Source organism: Streptomyces sp. NPDC001970 (assembly GCF_053594115.1).
The window spans coordinates 314,102-331,607 of the sequence record NZ_JBSFDW010000001.1 but is presented as its reverse complement, the minus strand read 5'-3'; the positions used below and the strand labels follow the sequence as shown (position 1 = coordinate 331,607).

Sequence of the window (17,506 nt, the reverse complement as noted above, 5' to 3'; positions counted from 1 at the left end):
CCGGTGTCGCGAAGAGGGGCCCGGAGGCGCGGCTCGTACGTTCGGCTGGCATGACGTACGTATCAGGTGATCGCGCCGCCGGACCCAGCCGCCGTACCGCGCTCGCCGGGCTCGTCGGAGGGGCCGGTGCCGTGCTGGCCGCCGGGTGCACACCGTCCGGCGCGTCGCCCGCGGCCGCGCCCACACCCAGTCCCACGGCGTCGGCCTCCGCCCAGGCGGGTGGTCCCACCCCCGGCGTGATGACGCTCTTCAAGGACCCGGCGTTCAACTTCAACGGGCTCATGGCGCTGGGTGGCGCCGGTTCGGGCGCCGGTGAGGTGGGCGAGGTGCTCACCGCCGTCAACACGATCAACAAGGCCGGCCTCTCCTCGCAGACGTACGTCGAGACCTTCAAGAAGCTCGGCGACCAGCTCATGGCGGCGCCCGAGGGCGGCAAGCCCGACGACCGGACCACGCGCTTCCGAGCGCTTCGGGCCGCGCAGTACTACGGCCAGGCGCTGTTCTTCGTCCTCGGCTCCGACGACCCCGGCAGCGAGGAGCAGCTGTACAAGGCCGGGCGCGGCGCCTGGGACAAGTTCTGCGACCTGTGCGACCCGGCACCGTTGAAGACGACCGTCCCGTACGGGGCGACACCGCTGCCGGTGTGGTTCTTCCGGCCGGACGAGTCCGGTCGGCGCCGCCCCACCGTGATCCTCACGAACGGCAGCGACGGGCAGAACGTCGACATGTGGACCTACGGTGTCCCGGCCGCCCTGGACCGCGGCTGGAACGCCCTCGTGTACGACGGGCCCGGCCAGGGGCAGCTGCTCTTCGTGGACCAGGTGGTCTTCACTCCGACCTGGGAGAAGGTCGTCACCCCGCTCGTCGACTGGCTGGCCGCCCGCCCGGACGTCGACGCCGACAAGATCGGCCTGACCGGACTGAGCATGGCGGGCGACCTTGCGCCCCGGGCCGCGGCCTTCGAGGACAGGATCGCCGCTCTGGTGGCGATGCCCGGCTGCCTGACGCCGTGGCTGGGCTTTCCGCCGGAGATCCGGGAGATCCTCACCCCGAGCAAGGCGGAGACCAACAACATCTGGAACAAGGAGGTCGTCCCCGAGCTGCCTCCGGCCGATGCCGCGACGCTGAAGAAGCGCTTCGAGCCCTTCTCCGTGCCGGCGATGCTCGACGCCCGTGAGGGCAAGATCTTCACCGACTTCTACACCCCCGCGAAGCTCATCGAGTCGCTGGACATCACGGGTGTCGTGGGCCGCATCAAGATGCCCACGCTGGTCCTGGACTACGAGTACGAGCAGTTCTACCCGGGCCAGGCACGCCAGATGTTCGACAAGCTGACCTCGCCCAAGGACTACGTGAAGCTCACCGCGGCCACCGGCGCGCAACTGCACTGCTCACCGATGGCCCCGCAGCAGCACTGCGAGGTCGTCTTCGACTGGCTCGACGAGACGCTGTCAGGCCGCTGACTCCCTTGCACGCCTCCGCTGGCGCGACCACAGCCACTTCTGGGCGAACAGCGTGAGCGTGCCGGCGAGGATGATGCCGAGCAGATTGAGCAGCAGCTGCTCGGCGGAGCCCCAGGCCTGGCCGTACTCGCCGTAGCTGAGCGCCACCGCCGCGTTGGCCGCCGCCGGGACCGTCGTCACGGAGATGGCCACGCCCACCAGGGCGCCGGATTTCGCCGAGGTGAGCGAGAGCGTGCCGGCGATGCCCGCGAGCACCGCGACAACGAACGAGAACGCGTCGGGGTCGTAGATGAAGCCCGTGTTGGGCCGGTCGGCCTTCAGCATCGCGCGCTCGAAGAGTCCGGCGCCGTCCATGAAGTAGCTGAAGAGGACCGTCACCACCATCGCCACCGCGAAGCCCACGATCAGTGCCGCCAGGGAGCGCCACGCCAGCCGCGGCAGACGCTGCACCATCGCCGTACTGAACCCGGCGAGCGGGCCGAACTCCGGGCCGACGGCCATCGCGCCCACGATGAGGATCGCGTTGTCGAGCACCACACCGCACGCGGCGATCATCGTCGCCAGCGCCAGGAACGCCATGTAGGTGAACGAGAGCGTCGACTCCTCGTGCGTCGCGTCCGACAGCTGCTCCCACAGGACCGCGTCCGCGCCCTCGCCCGGAGCCTCTTCCTCCGCCTTGTCGGCGCGCTTGGACAGCGACAGATCGATGCTCTCGACGGCGATGGAGCCGTCCTTGTCCAGGCCGAGTTTTCGGAGGCGGCCGATCAGCTCGTCGCCGGCCTCGCGTGCCACGTCACAGAGCACCAGATCGCCCGACGGGTTGCGGGCGGCGCCCGTCAGCACGGCGAGGTGGGTCGTACCGACCGTCTTCTCGACGGTACGCACGACCTCGTCGGTGCGGTCCGGCGGGACGATCAGGCGCAGGTGCAGCACGCGAGGGCTCCTCAGAGTTTGCGAAGGGACAGGCGCTGGACCTTGTGGTCCGGGCCCTTGCGCACGACCAGCGTGGCACGTCCCCTGGTCGGAGCGACGTTCTCCAGCAGATTGACCCCGTTGATCGTGCGCCACATGGTGCGGGCGTAGTCCAGCGCCTCTTCCTCCGACACCTGGGTGTACCTCCGGAAGTACGAGGACGGGTCCTGGAAGGCCGTCTCGCGGAGCTTGCGGAAGCGGTTGAGGTACCAGGACTCGATGTCCTCGGGCCGCGCGTCGACGTACACGGAGAAGTCGAAGTAGTCGGCGAGCCCGACGCGGGTGCGGCCGTCGCTGCCGGGGAGCGCCGGCTGGAGGACGTTGAGTCCCTCGACGATGAGGATGTCGGGGCGGCGGACGGTGAGGCGCTCGCCGGGCACGATGTCGTAGATGAGGTGCGAGTAGACGGGGGCGGTGACCTCGTCCTTGCCCGCCTTGATGTCGGCGACGAAACGGGTGAGCGCGCGCCGGTCGTACGACTCGGGGAAACCCTTCCGCGACATCAGGCCGCGGGCCTGGAGCTCCTTCATCGGGTACAGGAACCCGTCGGTGGTGACGAGTTCGACGCGCGGGTGCTCGGGCCAGCGGGCGAGCAGGGCCTGGAGCAGACGGGCGACGGTGGACTTGCCGACGGCGACGGAGCCCGCGACGCCTATGACGAACGGCGTGCCGCGCTGGGTGCCGTGGCCGTTGCCGGCCTCGCCGAGGAAGGTGTTGAGCGCGCCGCGGAGATTGGCCGTGGCGCCGACGTACAGATTGAGCAGCCGGGAGAGCGGCAGGTAGATGTCCCGCACCTCGTCGAGGTCGATGACGTCACCGAGCCCTCGCAGCTGCTCGACCTCGGCGGCGGTCAGCGGGAGCGGGGTCCTCTCGCGGAGGGCGCTCCACTCGTCCCGGGTGAGGTCGACGTAGGGGGACGTCTCTGTCCTGTCGGGCCTGCGGCTTCGTGGCGGCGAAGTGATCACACGCTCATTGTCGGCCCAGGCCGGACGGAGTGCGGCGTGGCGTCGCTCACGCCCGGGGGGCGTCTGTGGACACGCCGGACAGGAATGTGGGTGGAGTACGTCACAGTGCGGCGGGCGGCGGCGGGCAGGGACAGCCGCACCCCGGGTCCGGGGCGGCGCGCGCGGTACGCCGTAGGCTGCGGCCATGTGCGGAATCGTGGGTTATGTGGGAGCGCAGTCCGCGCTCGATGTCGTGATCGCGGGGCTCAAGCGGCTCGAATACCGGGGGTACGACTCGGCGGGCGTCGCCGTGCTCGCCGACGGCGGGCTGGCCGGGGCCAAGAAGGCGGGCAAGCTCCTGAACCTGGAGAAGGAGCTGGTCGACCGGCCGCTGCCGAGCGGTTCGACGGGCATCGGGCACACCCGGTGGGCCACCCACGGCGGGCCGACCGACGCCAACGCGCATCCGCATCTGGACAACGCAGGACGCGTCGCCGTCGTCCACAACGGCATCATCGAGAACTTCGCGGCGCTGCGTGCCGAGTTGACCGAGCGCGGGCACGAGCTCGCGTCCGAGACCGACACCGAGGTCGTCGCGCATCTGCTCGCCGAGGAGTTCTCCTCCTGCGGTGAGCTGGCGGAGGCGATGCGGCTGGTGTGCCGCCGGCTGGAGGGCGCGTTCACGCTGGTCGCGGTGCACGCGGACGAGCCGGACGTGGTCGTGGGGGCCCGTCGCAATTCGCCGCTGGTCGTGGGCGTGGGGGAGGGGGAGGCCTTCCTCGCCTCGGACGTCGCGGCGTTCATCGCGTACACGCGCTCCGCGATCGAGCTGGGCCAGGACCAGGTGGTCGAACTGCGGCGCGACGCCGTCACCGTGACCGACTTCGACGGCGCGCCGGCCGAGGTGCGGACGTACCACGTGGACTGGGACGCCTCCGCAGCGGAGAAGGGCGGCTACGACTACTTCATGCTCAAGGAGATCGCCGAGCAGCCGAAGGCGGTCGCCGACACCCTCCTCGGGCGGATCGACGCGAACGGGTCGCTGACCCTGGACGAACTGCGGATCCCGGACTGGGTGCTCAGGGAAGCGCAGAAGGTCGTGATCGTGGCGTGCGGTACGGCCTTCCACGCGGGGATGATCGCCAAGTACGCGATCGAGCACTGGACGCGCATTCCGTGCGAGGTCGAGCTGGCGAGCGAGTTCCGCTACCGGGATCCGATCCTCGACCAGCGGACACTCGTGATCGCGATCTCGCAGTCCGGCGAGACCATGGACACGCTGATGGCGCTGCGGCACGCGCGCGAGCAGGGCGCGAGGGTCCTGGCCATCTGCAACACCAACGGGTCGACGATTCCGCGCGAGTCCGACGCCGTGCTCTACACGCACGCGGGCCCCGAGGTCGCGGTCGCGTCGACGAAGGCCTTCCTGACGCAGCTGGTGGCGTGCTATCTGGTGGCGCTGTACCTGGGGCAGGTCCGGGGCACCAAGTGGGGGGACGAGATCCGCGCCGTCATCCGCGACCTCTCCAAGATCGCCGGCGAGGTCGACCGGGTCCTGGAGACGATGGAGCCCGTGCGTGAGCTGGCACGGTCGCTCGTGGACAAGAACACCGTCCTCTTCCTGGGGCGGCACGTGGGGTACCCGGTCGCCCTGGAGGGAGCGCTCAAGCTCAAGGAGCTGGCCTACATGCACGCGGAGGGCTTCGCGGCGGGCGAGCTCAAGCACGGGCCGATCGCGCTGATCGAGGATGACCTTCCGGTGGTGGTGGTCGTGCCGTCGCCGCGGAGCCGGTCCGTCCTGCACGACAAGATCGTGTCGAACATCCAGGAGATCCGGGCGCGAGGAGCGCGGACGATCGTGATCGCCGAGGAGGGCGACGAGGTGGTGGCGCCGTACGCGGATCATCTGATCCGTGTCCCGGCGACTCCCGCGCTGCTGCAGCCGCTGGTCGCGACGGTGCCGCTGCAGGTGTTCGCGTGCGAGCTGGCGACGGCGCGCGGCAATGAGGTGGACCAGCCGCGGAACCTGGCGAAGTCGGTCACCGTCGAATGATCATCGGGGTGGGGATCGACGTCGCCGAGATCGACCGGTTCGAGGATGCGCTGCGGCGGACGCCGGGGCTGGCGGACCGGCTGTTCCTCGAGAGCGAGCTGTTCCTGCCGAGCGGGGCGCGGCGCGGGGTCGCCTCGCTCGCGGTCCGCTTCGCCGCGAAGGAGGCGGTCGCGAAGGCGCTGGGCGCCCCGGCCGGGCTGCTCTGGACGGACTGCGAGGTGTACGTCGAGGATTCCGGCAGGCCGCGGCTGCGGGTCCGGGGGACCGTGGCGGCGGCTGCGGAGGCGCGGGGGGTGCGGTCCTGGCACGTCTCGCTCAGCCACGACGCGGGCGTGGCGTCGGCGGTGGTGATCGCGGAGGGGTGACGGGGGCTCCGGCGGTTCGGGGTGCGACGTCGTTGCCGGTGCCTCCCGCGGTGCGGGGTCGGCGGGTGCCGCCGGGTGGGCCCGGGTGTCCGTCCTCGAACTCCCCCTACGCCCCGCGGCGTGGGGGGATCCCCGGACGGGCTTGTTGCGGCTGCTGCCGGTGGGTGGTGGTGCGGGGCCCCTCCGGGCTCGCCTCCTCGAAATCGGTGGGTACGCGTCGTCCGGCACCACCGCCCGATCTCTGCGGGGGCGACCCAGCACGGCCCCGCCCCAGGTCCGCTCCCGGCTGCAGGCCGGTGGTGGCGGAACCACGCCCACCGGGGTCAGCCCGCGGAGCGGCCCCGGACGGCGATCGACGAGTACCGGGCAGGCCCGGCACCGCGGACACCCGGGCGGCCCGGCCGGTACCCGTGCGTTTCGGGCACGGCGGCGTGGCCCCGGAGGGCACCGCACGGCATGCTTCTGAGCATGCGTCATGCCTACAGCGTGGAGACCGTACGGGCCGCCGAGGCCGAGTTGATGGCCCGGTTGCCGGAGGGCGCGCTCATGCAGCGGGCCGCCGCCGGCCTCGCCGCCGCGGCCGCCGGGCTGCTCGGGAGGGTGTACGGGGCCAGGGTCGTGGTCCTGGCGGGGAGCGGCGACAACGGGGGCGACGCCCTGTACGCCGGGGCCAGGCTCGCCCGGCGCGGCGCCGGCGTGAACGCTGTACTGCTCACGCCCGACCGCGCCCACCGGGCCGCGCTCGCGGCACTGCTGAAGGCCGGGGGCCGGGTCGCCGACGACCCGTACGAGGTGCTGGCCGTGGCGGACCTGGTGCTCGACGGGATCACGGGCATCGGCGGACACGGCGGCCTGCGGCCCGACGCCGTACCGGTCGCGCGCGCGGCACGCGGGTCCCACGCGATGGTCGTCGCCGTCGACCTGCCGAGCGGGATCGAGGCGGACACGGGCGAGGTCGCGGGCGAGGCGCTGCGGGCCGACGCGACGGTCACGTTCGGGACGTACAAGCCGGGCCTCCTGATCGATCCCGCGCGGGAGTACGCGGGCGCCGTACGGCTCGTCGACATCGGGCTCGAGCCGCATCTGCCCTCCGCGCCGGAGCTGGAGGCCCTGCAACACGCGGACGTGGGCCAGTTGTTGCCGGTGCCTGCCGCGGAGAGCGACAAGTACCGTCGCGGGGTCGTGGGCGTCGTCGCCGGGTCCGCGCGCTACCCGGGGGCGGCCGTGCTCGCCGTGGCGGGCGCGCTGCGCGGCGGCGCGGGCGCCGTGCGGTACGTGGGCCCCGGCGCCGACGCCGTCATCGCCCGCTTCCCCGAGGCGCTGGTCCACGGCTGGCCCCCGTCGAAGGCGGGCCGCGTCCAGGCCTGGGTCGTCGGGCCAGGCCTGGGCGACGCGCCCGGCGTGGGCGAGGTGCTGGACTCCGACGTACCGGTGCTGGTCGACGCGGACGGGCTCCGCGCCCTGGACCCGGCCGCCGTGCGGGCCCGTACCGCCCCGACGCTGCTCACCCCGCACGCGGGCGAGGCCGCCGCGCTGCTCGGCGTGTCGCGCGAGGAGGTCGAGGGGGCGCGGCTCGTCTCCGTACGGGCGCTGGCCGCCAAGTACGGGGCCACGGTGCTGCTCAAGGGCTCCACGACCCTCGTGGCGGACCCGGATCCGCGCCGCCCGGTCCGGGTGAACCCGACCGGCACGTCCTGGCTGGCCACCGCCGGGAGCGGGGATGTGCTGTCCGGGCTGGGCGGGTCCCTGCTCGCGGCGGGTCTCGCGCCGTTCGACGCCGCATCCGTGGCCGCGTATCTGCACGGGCTCGCGGCCCGTCTCGGCTCCCACGACGCCCCGGTGTCGGCCCATGACGTCGCCGGGGCGATCCCGCGGGCCTGGCGCGACACGAGGACGCCCTGACGCGCCCGCCGCCCGCCGCGGGCCCCGGGACCGCCCCCACACGGGCCGAAGACGGGCCCGGTACCCCCCAGTTGGCCCCGGTACCGGCCCTCGGCCGCCGGACGGGCTCCCGAAGGACCCTGCCTGCCGGGCGCGGCCGGGCGGCCGCATGCTTGTCGTACGAAACCACGAGGCCCCGACCCGTCACGCGGGTGACCAGGGCCACTCGTGGTCGTTGCCGTACGAACTCTGTCGTGGGCCTCTGAGAGACTGACGGCGATGACTCAGAACGCACCCTTTCGAGCCCGCGCCGAGATCGACCTCGCCGCGCTGCGCGCCAACGTCCGCGCACTGCGCGCGCGGGCGCCCCGCGCCGCCGTGATGGCCGTGGTGAAGTCGGACGCGTACGGCCACGGGATGGTGCCCTGCGCGAAGGCCGCGCTCGAGGCGGGTGCGACCTGGCTCGGCACCGCGACGCCCGAGGAGGCGCTGGCGCTGCGGGCGGCCGGGATCCGCAGCCGGGTGCTGTGCTGGCTGTGGACGCCCGGCGGGCCCTGGCGCGCGGGTGTCGAGGCGGACCTGGACCTGTCGGTGAGCGGCCTGTGGGCGCTGCGGGAAGTCACCCGCGCGGCCCGGGAGGCCGGCCGTCCGGCCCGGATCCAGCTCAAGGCGGACACCGGCCTCGGACGCAACGGCTGCCCGCCCGCCGACTGGGCCGAGCTGGTCGCCGCCGCCCGCGCCGCCGAGGAGGCGGGCACGGTGCGCGTCACCGGACTGTGGTCGCACTTCGCGTGCGCCGACGAGCCGGGCCACCCCTCCATCGCCGCCCAACTGACCGTCTTCAAGGACCTGGTGGCGTACGCCGAGAAGGAGGGCATCGAGCCCGAGGTCCGGCACATCGCCAACTCCCCGGCCACGCTGACCCTCCCGGAGACACACTTCGACCTGGTGCGCACGGGCATCGCGGTGTACGGCATCTCGCCCAGCCCGGCGCTGGGCGCCCCCGCCGACCTCGGTCTGCGGCCCGTGATGACGCTCAAGGCCTCGGTGGCGCTCGTCAAGCACGTTCCGGCGGGCCATGGCGTCAGCTACGGGCATCACTACGTCACGGACCGCGAGACCACCCTGGGCCTGATCCCCGTCGGTTACGCCGACGGCATCCCCCGGCACGCGTCGGGCCGCGGCCCGGTGCTGATCGGGGACAGGTGGCGGCGCGTGGCGGGCCGGGTCGCGATGGACCAGTTCGTGGTCGACCTCGGCCCGGACGGCGGCAGCACGGTCCAGGAGGGGGCGGAGGCGGTGCTGTTCGGCCCGGGCGACCGTGGCGAGCCGTCCGCCGAGGACTGGGCCGAGGCGGCCGGCACCATCGCGTACGAGATCGTGACGCGGATCGGCGCGCGCGTCCCGCGCGTCTACATCGACGAGCAGTGACGAGACCACTGAGACCTGGACCCGTAGGAGCGGCACGGTGAGCGAGAGCAGCGCGGGGGACGTGGCGGCGGCGGTGACCGACGCGGCTACGGGCAACTGGCGCCGGGCAGGCTTCGCCGGCGCCGCCATAGGAGTGATCGCCGCCGGTGCGGCGGCGGGCGTCGCGATAGAGCGGATGACCGTGGGCCGCGGCATGCGCCGCAAGGCCCGGCTGGCGCTGGACGCCTCCGGTCCCTACGGGGGCCTGCGCGGCACCCCTGGCCGGGCGACCGCGGACGACGGCACGGCGCTCTACTACGAGACCGACGAGGTCGACCCGGAGGCGGGTGGCGCCGGGCCGCGCAGGCGACGGCTCTTCGGCCGCAAGTCACCCGCGCAGGTCACCGTCGTCTTCAGCCATGGCTACTGCCTCAGCCAGGACTCGTGGCACTTCCAGCGGGCCGCGCTGCGCGGCCTGGTCCGCACGGTCCACTGGGACCAGCGCAGCCACGGCCGCTCCGGCCGCGGGGCCGCCCAGTCGGGCCCGGACGGCGTGCCGGTCTCCATCGACCAGCTGGGCCGCGATCTCAGGGCGGTCATCGACGCGGCGGCGCCCGAGGGTCCGCTGGTGCTGGTCGGCCACTCGATGGGCGGCATGACGATGATGGCGCTGGCCGCCCACTACCCCGAGCTGATCCGGGAGCGCGTCGTCGGCGTCACCTTCGTCGGTACGTCGGCGGGCAGGCTCGGCGAGGTGAACTACGGCCTGCCGGTGGCGGGCGTCAATGTGGTGCGACGTGTGCTGCCGGGGGTCCTTCGGGCGCTCGGTTCGCAGGCAGAGCTGGTCGAGCGGGGCCGCAGGGCCACGGCCGACCTGTTCGCGGGCCTGATCAAGCGGTACTCGTTCAGCTCGAAGGACGTGGACCCGGCGGTGGCCCGGTTCGCCGAGCGGATGATCGAGGGCACCCCGATCGATGTGGTCGCCGAGTTCTACCCGGCGTTCCAGGAGCACGACAAGGCCGAGGCGCTGGGCATCTTCCAGGAGGTCCCGGTGCTGGTCCTGGCCGGGGACAGGGACCTGGTCACGCCCAGTTCGCACAGCGAGGCCATCGCGGACATGCTGCCCGACGCGGAGCTGGTGATCGTGCCGGACGCCGGGCATCTGGTGATGCTGGAGCACCCCGAGGTGGTCACCGACCGCCTGGCGGACCTGCTGGTCCGGGTCGGCGCGGTCCCGGCAGCGGCTAACGTTGGCACGTATGGAAGCACCGCACAGCCCGGCGGCTGAGGCCGCCGCTCGTCTCACTCTCACCTCTCCGGACCAGATGAACGAGCTGGGCCGCCGGCTCGCGAAGCTGCTGCGGCCCGGCGATCTGGTGCTGCTCTCCGGTGAGCTCGGCGCGGGCAAGACGACGCTGACGCGCGGCCTCGGAGAGGGCCTGGGCGTGCGCGGCGCCGTCACGTCCCCGACCTTCGTCATCGCCCGCGTGCACCCCTCGCTGGTCGGCGGCCCGGCGCTGGTGCACGTCGACGCGTACCGGCTGGGCGGCGGGCTCGACGAGATGGAGGACCTCGATCTCGACGTCTCGCTGCCCGAGTCCGTGGTGGTCGTGGAGTGGGGCGACGGCAAGGTCGAGGACCTGTCCGACGACCGGCTGCAGGTGGTCATCCACCGGGTCGTCGGCAACACGGACGACGAGCGCCGCACAGTCACCGTGACGGGCACCGGGACACGCTGGGAGGACGCGGGGCTCGAGGGGCTCACGGCCTGACCGGCGCGCCGGGGTCCCGGCCCGACCCGCTGGTTGTGTACGTTCCGACAAGACGTCGGCAAACTGTTGCGTCCGCTGCTCCGGGCGTGGTCACATGGATACCACGACCTGGTTAGGTCAACCTAACCACGCCTGCCCCCGGAGCCCCAGGAGGCATCCATGTCGGCGTCCGAGCGCGAAGCTCAGCCGCAGTCGCAGTCGCGGCCGCGGCGTCCGTCGGCCTTCTCGATGCGGGATCTGCTGGCGTCGTGCGCGGCGGCCAGCGCGGTCTCCACTCCGCCGCGGGAGCGCGACGCGGAGACTCCGGAGCCCGGCGGGACCGACCGGAGCAAGGAACGGCGCAACGCCGCGTAGCCCGTACGAGTGGCGTACGGATGAGTGGTGTACACACGGGTGCGGCCGTGGCGTCACGGGCGTTGCCGTAGGGCCACGGGCCGTTACCGGACGACGACGACCTTGGAGCCGATCGTCGCGAACGTCCACATCGCGTCGCCGTCCGCGCGCTTCATCCGCACGCCGCCGGTCTTCTTCTCCGGGTCCGGGGCCGGCATCGACCCGTCCACCGCGGCGCTGAACCCGACGTGCACGCCGTCGACGTTGGCGAACCGCACGACGTGCTCGATCTGCACCCCGTCCGACCCCCGGATGCTGCCGCTCCGCGAGGTCACGACGTACTCGCCGGGCAGCGGGTTCACCGTGCTGGGCATGACCGCGAAGGTGCGCGACGGCTGCCCCTTCTCGTCCACCAGCCAGACCCGCTGCTCGGTCAGCGCGTAGACGACGCGCATGCCCGTACCGGACTTCGCGGGCAGGTCCAGCGGGTTCTTCTGCGGCTGGTCCGCCGCGCCGGAGGGACGTGCGGCGGGTGACGCATCGGCGACGGAGGGCTTCGCGAGGTTCTCGGGTACGTTCGCGGAGGCCTGATAGGCGAGGAACGCGACCACGGCGAGGGCCGCAGCGGTGAGCCCGGCCACCGTTCCCGAGCTGCTCCTTGCCACCTTCGCTCCCCTCTCGCACGCACGTACCTGGGTGACGTTAGCAGCAGCGGCATGACGGTACGGGAACCGCGCCCCCCGCGCGTGGCCGTAGGCTGTTTGCGTGCTTCTGCTCGCCGTTGATACCGCCACCCCCGCCGTCACCGTCGCCCTCCACGACGGTGCGTCCGTCGTCGCCGAGGCCACCTCGACCGACGCGCGTCGGCACGGGGAGCTGCTGCTGCCCGCCGTCGACCGCGTCCTCGCCGACGCGGGGCGGAAACTCGCTGCCGTCACGGATCTCGTCGTCGGCGTGGGCCCCGGACCGTACACGGGACTGCGCGTCGGACTCGTGACCGCCGCGACGTTCGGGTCGGCGCTCGGGGTTCCGGTCCACGGTCTGTGCACGCTCGACGGACTCGCCTACGCGTCCGGACTCGAAGGGCCCTTCGTGGTGGCGACGGACGCGCGCCGCAAGGAGGTCTACTGGGCGCGCTACGACGGCTTCCGCACGCGCATGGGTGAGCCGGCCGTCGACCGGCCCGCCGAGATCGCCGAGCAGGTCGCCGGGCTTCCGGCCGTCGGCGCGGGCGCGGCGCTCTACCCCGAGACCTTCCCGGACGCCCGCGGCCCCGAGCACCAGTCGGCCGCCGCCCTCGCGTCGCTCGCCGCCGAGAAGCTGGCGGCGGGCGAGGAGATGCTGCCGCCGCTGCCGCTGTATCTGCGCCGCCCGGACGCCCAGGTGCCGAAGAACTACAAGGTGGTCACGCCGAAATGACCGCCACGACCGCCACTGTGCTGCGCGAGATGCGGTGGTGGGACCTCGAGCCGGTGCTGAGGCTGGAGCACGAGCTGTTCCCGGAGGACGCCTGGTCGCCCGGGATGTTCTGGTCCGAGCTGGCGCACTCCCGCGGCCCGCGCGCCACCCGCCGCTATGTCGCCGCAGTCGACCCCGCCGACGGCCGGATCGTCGGGTACGCGGGCCTCGCCGCAGCCGGCGGACTCGGCGACGTGCAGACCATCGCCGTCGCCCGCGACCAGTGGGGCACCGGGCTCGGCTCCCGGCTCCTGACCGATCTGCTGCAGCACGCCACCGCCTTCGAATGCGACGAGGTGCTTCTCGAGGTGCGGGTGGACAACACCCGCGCCCAGAAGCTGTACGAGCGCTTCGGCTTCGAGCCGATCGGCTTCCGCCGCGGCTACTACCAGCCGGGCAACATCGACGCCCTCGTCATGCGCCTGCACGTACACGACGTACAAGGAAGATAACCATGGCTGACGAACCGCTCGTCCTCGGCATCGAGACGTCCTGCGACGAGACGGGCGTCGGCATCGTCCGCGGCACCACCCTGCTCGCCGATGCCGTCGCCTCCAGCGTCGACGAGCACGCGCGCTTCGGCGGGGTCGTGCCCGAGGTCGCGTCGCGCGCGCATCTGGAGGCGATGGTCCCGACCATCGAGCGCGCCCTGAAGGACGCGGGAGTGACCGCCCGCGACCTCGACGGCATCGCGGTGACGGCGGGCCCCGGGCTCGCGGGCGCGCTGCTGGTGGGCGTCTCGGCCGCCAAGGCGTACGCGTACGCGCTGGACAAGCCGCTGTACGGGGTGAACCACCTGGCCTCGCACATCTGCGTCGACCAGCTGGAGCACGGCCCGCTGCCCGAGCCGACGATGGCGCTCCTGGTCTCCGGCGGCCACTCGTCGCTGCTGCTCGCGCCGGACATCACGAACGACGTACGGCCGTTGGGCGCGACGATCGACGACGCGGCGGGCGAGGCCTTCGACAAGATCGCGAGAGTGCTGAACCTGGGCTTCCCGGGCGGTCCCGTGATCGACCGGCTGGCGAAGGAGGGCGACCCGGCGGCGATCGCGTTCCCGCGCGGGCTGAGCGGTCCGCGCGATCCCGCGTACGACTTCTCCTTCTCCGGGCTGAAGACGGCCGTGGCCCGCTGGATCGAGGCCAAGCGGAACGCGGGCGAGGACGTGCCCGTACGGGATGTCGCCGCGTCCTTCCAGGAGGCCGTGGTGGACGTGCTGACGAGGAAGGCCGTGCGGGCCTGCAAGGACGAGGGCGTCGACCACCTGATGATCGGCGGCGGTGTCGCGGCGAACTCGCGGCTGCGTGCGCTCGCGGAGGAGCGCTGCGAGCGGGCCGGGATCCGGCTGCGGGTGCCGCGGCCGAAGCTGTGCACGGACAACGGGGCGATGGTCGCGGCGCTCGGCGCGGAGATGGTCGCCAGGAACCGGCCGGCCTCGGACTGGGAGCTGTCCGCGGACTCCTCGCTGCCGGTGACGGAACCTCATGTGCCGGGCAACCACAACGGCCATGTGCACGACCACGACCATGTGCACGAGATCAGCAAGGACAACCTGTACTCATGACGGTCGTCACGCTGATGTGGGAGGCGCGGGCGGCCGAGGGGCGGGGCCCGGAGCTGCTGGAGTGGGCGCGGAAGCAGACCCTTGCCGCCGCGCCGCTGCGGAGGGAGACCTTCCGGGCGCCGGGTGAGCGTGTCCTGGTCCTGACCTGGTGGGAGGTGCCGGGGGCCGATGCCGAGCTGCCCGAACCACCGGAACTGCCCGAGCCGGCCGCGGAACTGATCACGCGGCCGGTGCACCGCTGGCGCTTCGAGTCGCTCGACTTCTCCGCGGGCGTCTCCGCAGACGTCTCCACGGACTTCCCCACGGACGTCCCCATGGGATGAGTCCGGACGAGTTCCGCACGCGCATGCAACCCCGCATGCCTTTCGGCCATCAAGCAGGGCGGACCGATTCAGGCGTACGGACATGAGGTGCAGGGGTGGGCGGGAACATCGCGGGGCGGCGGCGGGCTGCCGGGGCACTGCTCGCGGCAGGGCTGATATCCGGACTGATGTCGGGGTGCTCGACCCCGTCGGAGGCGTCGTCGACCACACCCTCGGCCCCCGGGTCCTCGGCTTCGCCGCGCGCGACCGCGTCACCGCGTGCGGCCGGGCCCGACTCCGAGGCGGGAGCAGCCGCCGCCGGCACAGCCGCCGCCTACCGCAAGTGGGGCCTCGAGCCGCTCGCCGCTCCGCCGGTCCCGCCCGCCAAGAAGCCGGTGCCGCTGCGTCCGGGCGGCGACGTACCCGTGATCAGTGAGATCCCGACCAAGGACAAGGTCGTCTTCATCACCATCGACGACGGGGCCGAGAAGGACCCGGAGTTCGTGACGATGATGAGGGAACTGAAGATCCCCTTCACCATGTTCCTGACCGACGCGGCCATCAGCGCCGACTACGGCTACTTCGAGCAACTGCGGCAGCTCGGCAACGGTGTGCAGAACCACACCCTCACCCATCCCAACCTGCGCACGCTGGGCGCCGCCGCCCAGAAGCGGGAGATCTGCGGCCAGCAGAACAGGCTGGAGCGGCACTACGGCACCGCCCCCCGCCTTTTCCGCCCGCCCTACGGCAACTGGAACGAGGACACCCGCGCCGCCGCCAGGGCCTGCGGCGTCGAGGCGATCGTGCTGTGGCGCGAGTCCATGCAGATCAAGAACATGCAGTACCAGCGCGGCGACAGGAAGCTGCACCCCGGCGACATCGTCCTGGCCCACTTCCGCGGGCCCTCCGACCTGAAGGGGAGGACGATGACCGAGATGACGGTGAACATGCTGCGCCACATCCAGGAGCAGGGCTTCACGGTCGCGCGCCTCGAGGACTACCTGTAGAAAACCTCGGCCCAAAAACCTCGGCGGCCGTGTCGATCGGTCCGGTTCCCGTTCGACGTACAGGGTGAGAGGCGGGGAACAGCCCCGCCGGCCCGACCCGAGGAGTCACCATGCCCCGCTACCTGTCGATGGTCCGTATCAACGAGGCCGAGGCTCCCGCCGAGGGCCCCAGCCAGGAACTCATGGAGCGCATGGGGAACCTGATCGAGGAGATGACCAAGGCCGGCGTCCTGCTGGACACCGCCGGGCTCACCCCGACCTCGCAGGGCACCCGCGTCACCTGGTCCGGCGGCAAGCTCACCGTCACCGACGGGCCGTTCACGGAGGCCAAGGAGGTCGTCGGCGGTTACGCGATCGTCCAGGCCAAGGACAAGGCCGAGGCGGTGGAGTGGACGAAGCGTTTCCTGCAGGTCCACGAGGAGCACTGGAACGTCACCTGTGAGGTCCGCGAGATCGTGGAGGGCTGACGCCAGGCGGCCCGGCCGCTGATTGCCGCTGCGCCGCGCGGGTGCTCTGATGGGTACCCGTGAGCGCACGAGACGCGGTCGGCGGCGGGACCGCCGGCGAGGCGGGCGGGGTCCGCGGGGCCGGGGAGGCGGGCAGGGCTCCTGGGACCGTCGAGTCCGTCGAGACCGTCTTCCGGATCGAGTCCGCACGGATCATTGCCGCCGTGACGCGGATCGTCCGGGACATCGGCATCGCCGAGGAACTCGCGCAGGACGCTCTGGTCGCCGCGCTGGAACAGTGGCCGGAGTCGGGTGTCCCGGACAATCCGGGCGCCTGGCTCATGGCCACCGCGAAACACCGCGCGATCGATCTCGTACGCCGCCGCGAGACTTACGCGCGCAAGCTCGCCGAGATGGGCCGCGACCTGGAGACGGCGGCCGCGACGTACGAACCGGACCCCGCCGACCTCGCCGGCGGCCCCGGCGACATCGACGACGACCTGCTGCGGCTCGTCTTCACCGCCTGTCACCCGGTCCTGTCCGCCGAGGCGCGCATCGCGCTCACGCTGCGCCTGCTCGGCGGCCTCACCACCGAGGAGATCGCCCGGGCCTTTCTCGTGCCCGAGCCGACCGTCGCGCAGCGCATCGTGCGCGCCAAGCGGACCCTGGCGAAGGCGAGCGTGCCCTTCGAGGTCCCGTACGGCGAGGACCGCACCGCCCGCCTCTCCTCGGTGCTCGAGGTCATCTACCTCGTCTTCAACGAGGGATACGCGGCCACCGCCGGCGACGACTGGCTGCGCCCCGCGCTGTGCGAGGACGCCCTGCGGCTCGCCCGCGTCCTCACCGGGCTCATGCCCAAGGAGCCAGAGGTCCACGGCCTCGCCGCGCTCCTGGAGCTCCAGGCCTCCCGTACGACGGCCCGCACCCGGCCCGACGGCGAGCCCGTCCTCCTCGCCGACCAGAACCGCCGCCGCTGGAACCAACTCCTCATCCGCCGTGGCTTCACGGCGCTCGGCCGCGCGAACGCGGCGGGCGGCCCGCCCGGCCCGTACGCCCTCCAGGCCGCGATCGCCGCGTGCCACGCGCAGGCCGTGACGTACGCGGACACGGACTGGGCCACCATCGCCGCGCTGTACGGGCGCCTGGCCGCCGTCGCCCCGTCCCCGGTCGTCGAGTTGAACCGCGCGGTCGCCGTCTCGATGGCCGAAGGACCGGAGGAGGGCCTCGCGATCGTGGATCTCCTCACCTCCGAACCCGCCCTGAAGGACTACCACTTGCTGCCGAGCGTGCGCGGGGACCTGCTGGCCCGCCTCGGCCGGACCGCCGAGGCCCGCACGGAGTTCGAGCGGGCGGCGTCGCTGGCCCGCAACGCCCGGGAGCGGGAGCTGCTGCTGGCGAGGGCGCGCACGCCGTCGCGCCCCGGCGCGCGGACGGCCCCTGACCGGCCCACCGCGGAGTAGTGAGGCCGCGCCTGTGCCTCGGGTCGCCAGGTGCGGGGACCCGAGGCGCTGGTAGGCCGCTCCTACGGCGGCGCGG

At 72.6% G+C, this 17,506-nt stretch carries 18 protein-coding genes; 15 read left to right on the top strand and 3 right to left on the bottom strand.

The window, feature by feature from the left end:
- Positions 1-50: 50 nt before the first annotated feature.
- Entirely contained in the window at positions 51-1,463 is a 1,413-nt protein-coding gene (locus tag ACWCP0_RS01540; RefSeq protein WP_451076851.1) for an alpha/beta hydrolase family protein, read from the top strand.
- Here ACWCP0_RS01540 and ACWCP0_RS01535 read toward each other — a convergent pair.
- Together ACWCP0_RS01535 and coaA are read right to left on the bottom strand one after the other, a co-directional pair.
- Positions 1,452-2,396, bottom strand: a complete 945-nt coding sequence (locus ACWCP0_RS01535) for a DUF389 domain-containing protein (protein WP_451076850.1) — start codon at positions 2,394-2,396, stop codon at positions 1,452-1,454. The two genes, ACWCP0_RS01540 and ACWCP0_RS01535, sit on opposite strands and share 12 nt — an antisense overlap.
- A gap of 11 nt (positions 2,397-2,407) precedes the next feature.
- Positions 2,408-3,400: a type I pantothenate kinase gene (gene coaA / locus ACWCP0_RS01530; RefSeq protein WP_451076849.1), complete on the bottom strand. Its 993-nt coding sequence runs from the start codon at positions 3,398-3,400 to the stop codon at positions 2,408-2,410.
- Between the two features lie 184 nt (positions 3,401-3,584).
- Between coaA and glmS the strand changes: the two genes are divergently transcribed.
- The 7 genes from glmS to ACWCP0_RS01495 all read left to right on the top strand — a co-directional run bounded on the left by glmS (position 3,585) and on the right by ACWCP0_RS01495 (position 11,214).
- Positions 3,585-5,432, top strand: a complete 1,848-nt coding sequence (gene glmS, locus ACWCP0_RS01525) for a glutamine--fructose-6-phosphate transaminase (isomerizing) (protein ID WP_451076848.1) — start codon at positions 3,585-3,587, stop codon at positions 5,430-5,432.
- Complete coding sequence (locus ACWCP0_RS01520) at positions 5,429-5,797, top strand: holo-ACP synthase (RefSeq protein ID WP_451076847.1); 369 nt, start codon at positions 5,429-5,431, stop codon at positions 5,795-5,797. Before glmS ends, ACWCP0_RS01520 begins: the two co-directional genes overlap by 4 nt.
- Positions 5,798-6,265: 468 nt before the next feature.
- A complete protein-coding gene (locus tag ACWCP0_RS01515) occupies positions 6,266-7,699 on the top strand; it encodes an NAD(P)H-hydrate dehydratase (protein WP_451076846.1) in 1,434 nt (477 codons plus the stop codon).
- 258 nt (positions 7,700-7,957) lie between these two features.
- Positions 7,958-9,109 (top strand): alanine racemase, encoded by a 1,152-nt coding sequence (gene alr, locus ACWCP0_RS01510; RefSeq protein ID WP_451076845.1) that lies wholly within the window; start codon positions 7,958-7,960, stop codon positions 9,107-9,109.
- Positions 9,110-9,146: 37 nt separating this feature from the next.
- Positions 9,147-10,376, top strand: coding sequence for an alpha/beta fold hydrolase (locus ACWCP0_RS01505; RefSeq protein WP_451076844.1), 1,230 nt, complete (start codon positions 9,147-9,149; stop codon positions 10,374-10,376).
- Positions 10,348-10,860, top strand: coding sequence for a tRNA (adenosine(37)-N6)-threonylcarbamoyltransferase complex ATPase subunit type 1 TsaE (gene tsaE, locus ACWCP0_RS01500; RefSeq protein ID WP_451076843.1), 513 nt, complete (start codon positions 10,348-10,350; stop codon positions 10,858-10,860). Before ACWCP0_RS01505 ends, tsaE begins: the two co-directional genes overlap by 29 nt.
- A 159-nt stretch (positions 10,861-11,019) precedes the next feature.
- Positions 11,020-11,214 carry a hypothetical protein gene (locus ACWCP0_RS01495; RefSeq protein WP_451076842.1) on the top strand — a complete coding sequence of 65 codons (195 nt, stop codon included), beginning with the start codon at positions 11,020-11,022 and terminating at the stop codon, positions 11,212-11,214.
- An 83-nt stretch (positions 11,215-11,297) separates the two neighbouring features.
- On the opposite strand, the gene ACWCP0_RS01490 is transcribed toward ACWCP0_RS01495, so the two are convergent.
- Positions 11,298-11,858, bottom strand: coding sequence for a hypothetical protein (locus ACWCP0_RS01490; protein WP_451076841.1), 561 nt, complete (start codon positions 11,856-11,858; stop codon positions 11,298-11,300).
- Positions 11,859-11,958: 100 nt separating this feature from the next.
- Here ACWCP0_RS01490 and tsaB point away from each other — a divergent pair, with 100 nt between their 5' ends.
- The 7 genes from tsaB to ACWCP0_RS01455 all read left to right on the top strand — a co-directional run bounded on the left by tsaB (position 11,959) and on the right by ACWCP0_RS01455 (position 17,430).
- A complete protein-coding gene (tsaB, locus tag ACWCP0_RS01485; RefSeq protein ID WP_451076840.1) occupies positions 11,959-12,612 on the top strand; it encodes a tRNA (adenosine(37)-N6)-threonylcarbamoyltransferase complex dimerization subunit type 1 TsaB in 654 nt (217 codons plus the stop codon).
- Positions 12,609-13,103, top strand: coding sequence for a ribosomal protein S18-alanine N-acetyltransferase (rimI, locus tag ACWCP0_RS01480; RefSeq protein WP_451076839.1), 495 nt, complete (start codon positions 12,609-12,611; stop codon positions 13,101-13,103). The genes tsaB and rimI overlap by 4 nt, the downstream gene beginning before the upstream one ends.
- 2 nt (positions 13,104-13,105) lie before the next feature.
- Positions 13,106-14,215, top strand: a complete 1,110-nt coding sequence (tsaD, locus tag ACWCP0_RS01475; RefSeq protein ID WP_451076838.1) for a tRNA (adenosine(37)-N6)-threonylcarbamoyltransferase complex transferase subunit TsaD — start codon at positions 13,106-13,108, stop codon at positions 14,213-14,215.
- Positions 14,212-14,538 carry a hypothetical protein gene (locus tag ACWCP0_RS01470; protein ID WP_451076837.1) on the top strand — a complete coding sequence of 109 codons (327 nt, stop codon included), beginning with the start codon at positions 14,212-14,214 and terminating at the stop codon, positions 14,536-14,538. The genes tsaD and ACWCP0_RS01470 overlap by 4 nt, the downstream gene beginning before the upstream one ends.
- 167 nt (positions 14,539-14,705) lie before the next feature.
- Positions 14,706-15,524: a polysaccharide deacetylase family protein gene (locus ACWCP0_RS01465; RefSeq protein WP_451077010.1), complete on the top strand. Its 819-nt coding sequence runs from the start codon at positions 14,706-14,708 to the stop codon at positions 15,522-15,524.
- 110 nt (positions 15,525-15,634) lie between these two features.
- Complete coding sequence (locus ACWCP0_RS01460) at positions 15,635-15,991, top strand: YciI family protein (RefSeq protein WP_451076836.1); 357 nt, start codon at positions 15,635-15,637, stop codon at positions 15,989-15,991.
- 59 nt (positions 15,992-16,050) lie between these two features.
- Positions 16,051-17,430 carry an RNA polymerase sigma factor gene (locus ACWCP0_RS01455; RefSeq protein WP_451076835.1) on the top strand — a complete coding sequence of 460 codons (1,380 nt, stop codon included), beginning with the start codon at positions 16,051-16,053 and terminating at the stop codon, positions 17,428-17,430.
- Positions 17,431-17,506: the final 76 nt, after the last annotated feature.

What these genes read in the sequence shown, in the direction of transcription:
- ACWCP0_RS01540 (WP_451076851.1), top strand. Translation starts at nt 51, where the DNA reads ATGACGTACGTATCAGGTGATCGCGCCGCCGGACCCAGCCGCCGTACC.
- alr (WP_451076845.1), top strand. Translation starts at nt 7,958, where the DNA reads ATGACTCAGAACGCACCCTTTCGAGCCCGCGCCGAGATCGACCTCGCC.
- tsaD (WP_451076838.1), top strand. Translation starts at nt 13,106, where the DNA reads ATGGCTGACGAACCGCTCGTCCTCGGCATCGAGACGTCCTGCGACGAG.
- glmS (WP_451076848.1), top strand. Translation starts at nt 3,585, where the DNA reads ATGTGCGGAATCGTGGGTTATGTGGGAGCGCAGTCCGCGCTCGATGTC.
- ACWCP0_RS01495 (WP_451076842.1), top strand. Translation starts at nt 11,020, where the DNA reads ATGTCGGCGTCCGAGCGCGAAGCTCAGCCGCAGTCGCAGTCGCGGCCG.
- ACWCP0_RS01520 (WP_451076847.1), top strand. Translation starts at nt 5,429, where the DNA reads ATGATCATCGGGGTGGGGATCGACGTCGCCGAGATCGACCGGTTCGAG.
- rimI (WP_451076839.1), top strand. Translation starts at nt 12,609, where the DNA reads ATGACCGCCACGACCGCCACTGTGCTGCGCGAGATGCGGTGGTGGGAC.
- tsaE (WP_451076843.1), top strand. Translation starts at nt 10,348, where the DNA reads ATGGAAGCACCGCACAGCCCGGCGGCTGAGGCCGCCGCTCGTCTCACT.
- ACWCP0_RS01470 (WP_451076837.1), top strand. Translation starts at nt 14,212, where the DNA reads ATGACGGTCGTCACGCTGATGTGGGAGGCGCGGGCGGCCGAGGGGCGG.
- ACWCP0_RS01515 (WP_451076846.1), top strand. Translation starts at nt 6,266, where the DNA reads ATGCGTCATGCCTACAGCGTGGAGACCGTACGGGCCGCCGAGGCCGAG.
- ACWCP0_RS01460 (WP_451076836.1), top strand. Translation starts at nt 15,635, where the DNA reads ATGCCCCGCTACCTGTCGATGGTCCGTATCAACGAGGCCGAGGCTCCC.
- ACWCP0_RS01465 (WP_451077010.1), top strand. Translation starts at nt 14,706, where the DNA reads ATGTCGGGGTGCTCGACCCCGTCGGAGGCGTCGTCGACCACACCCTCG.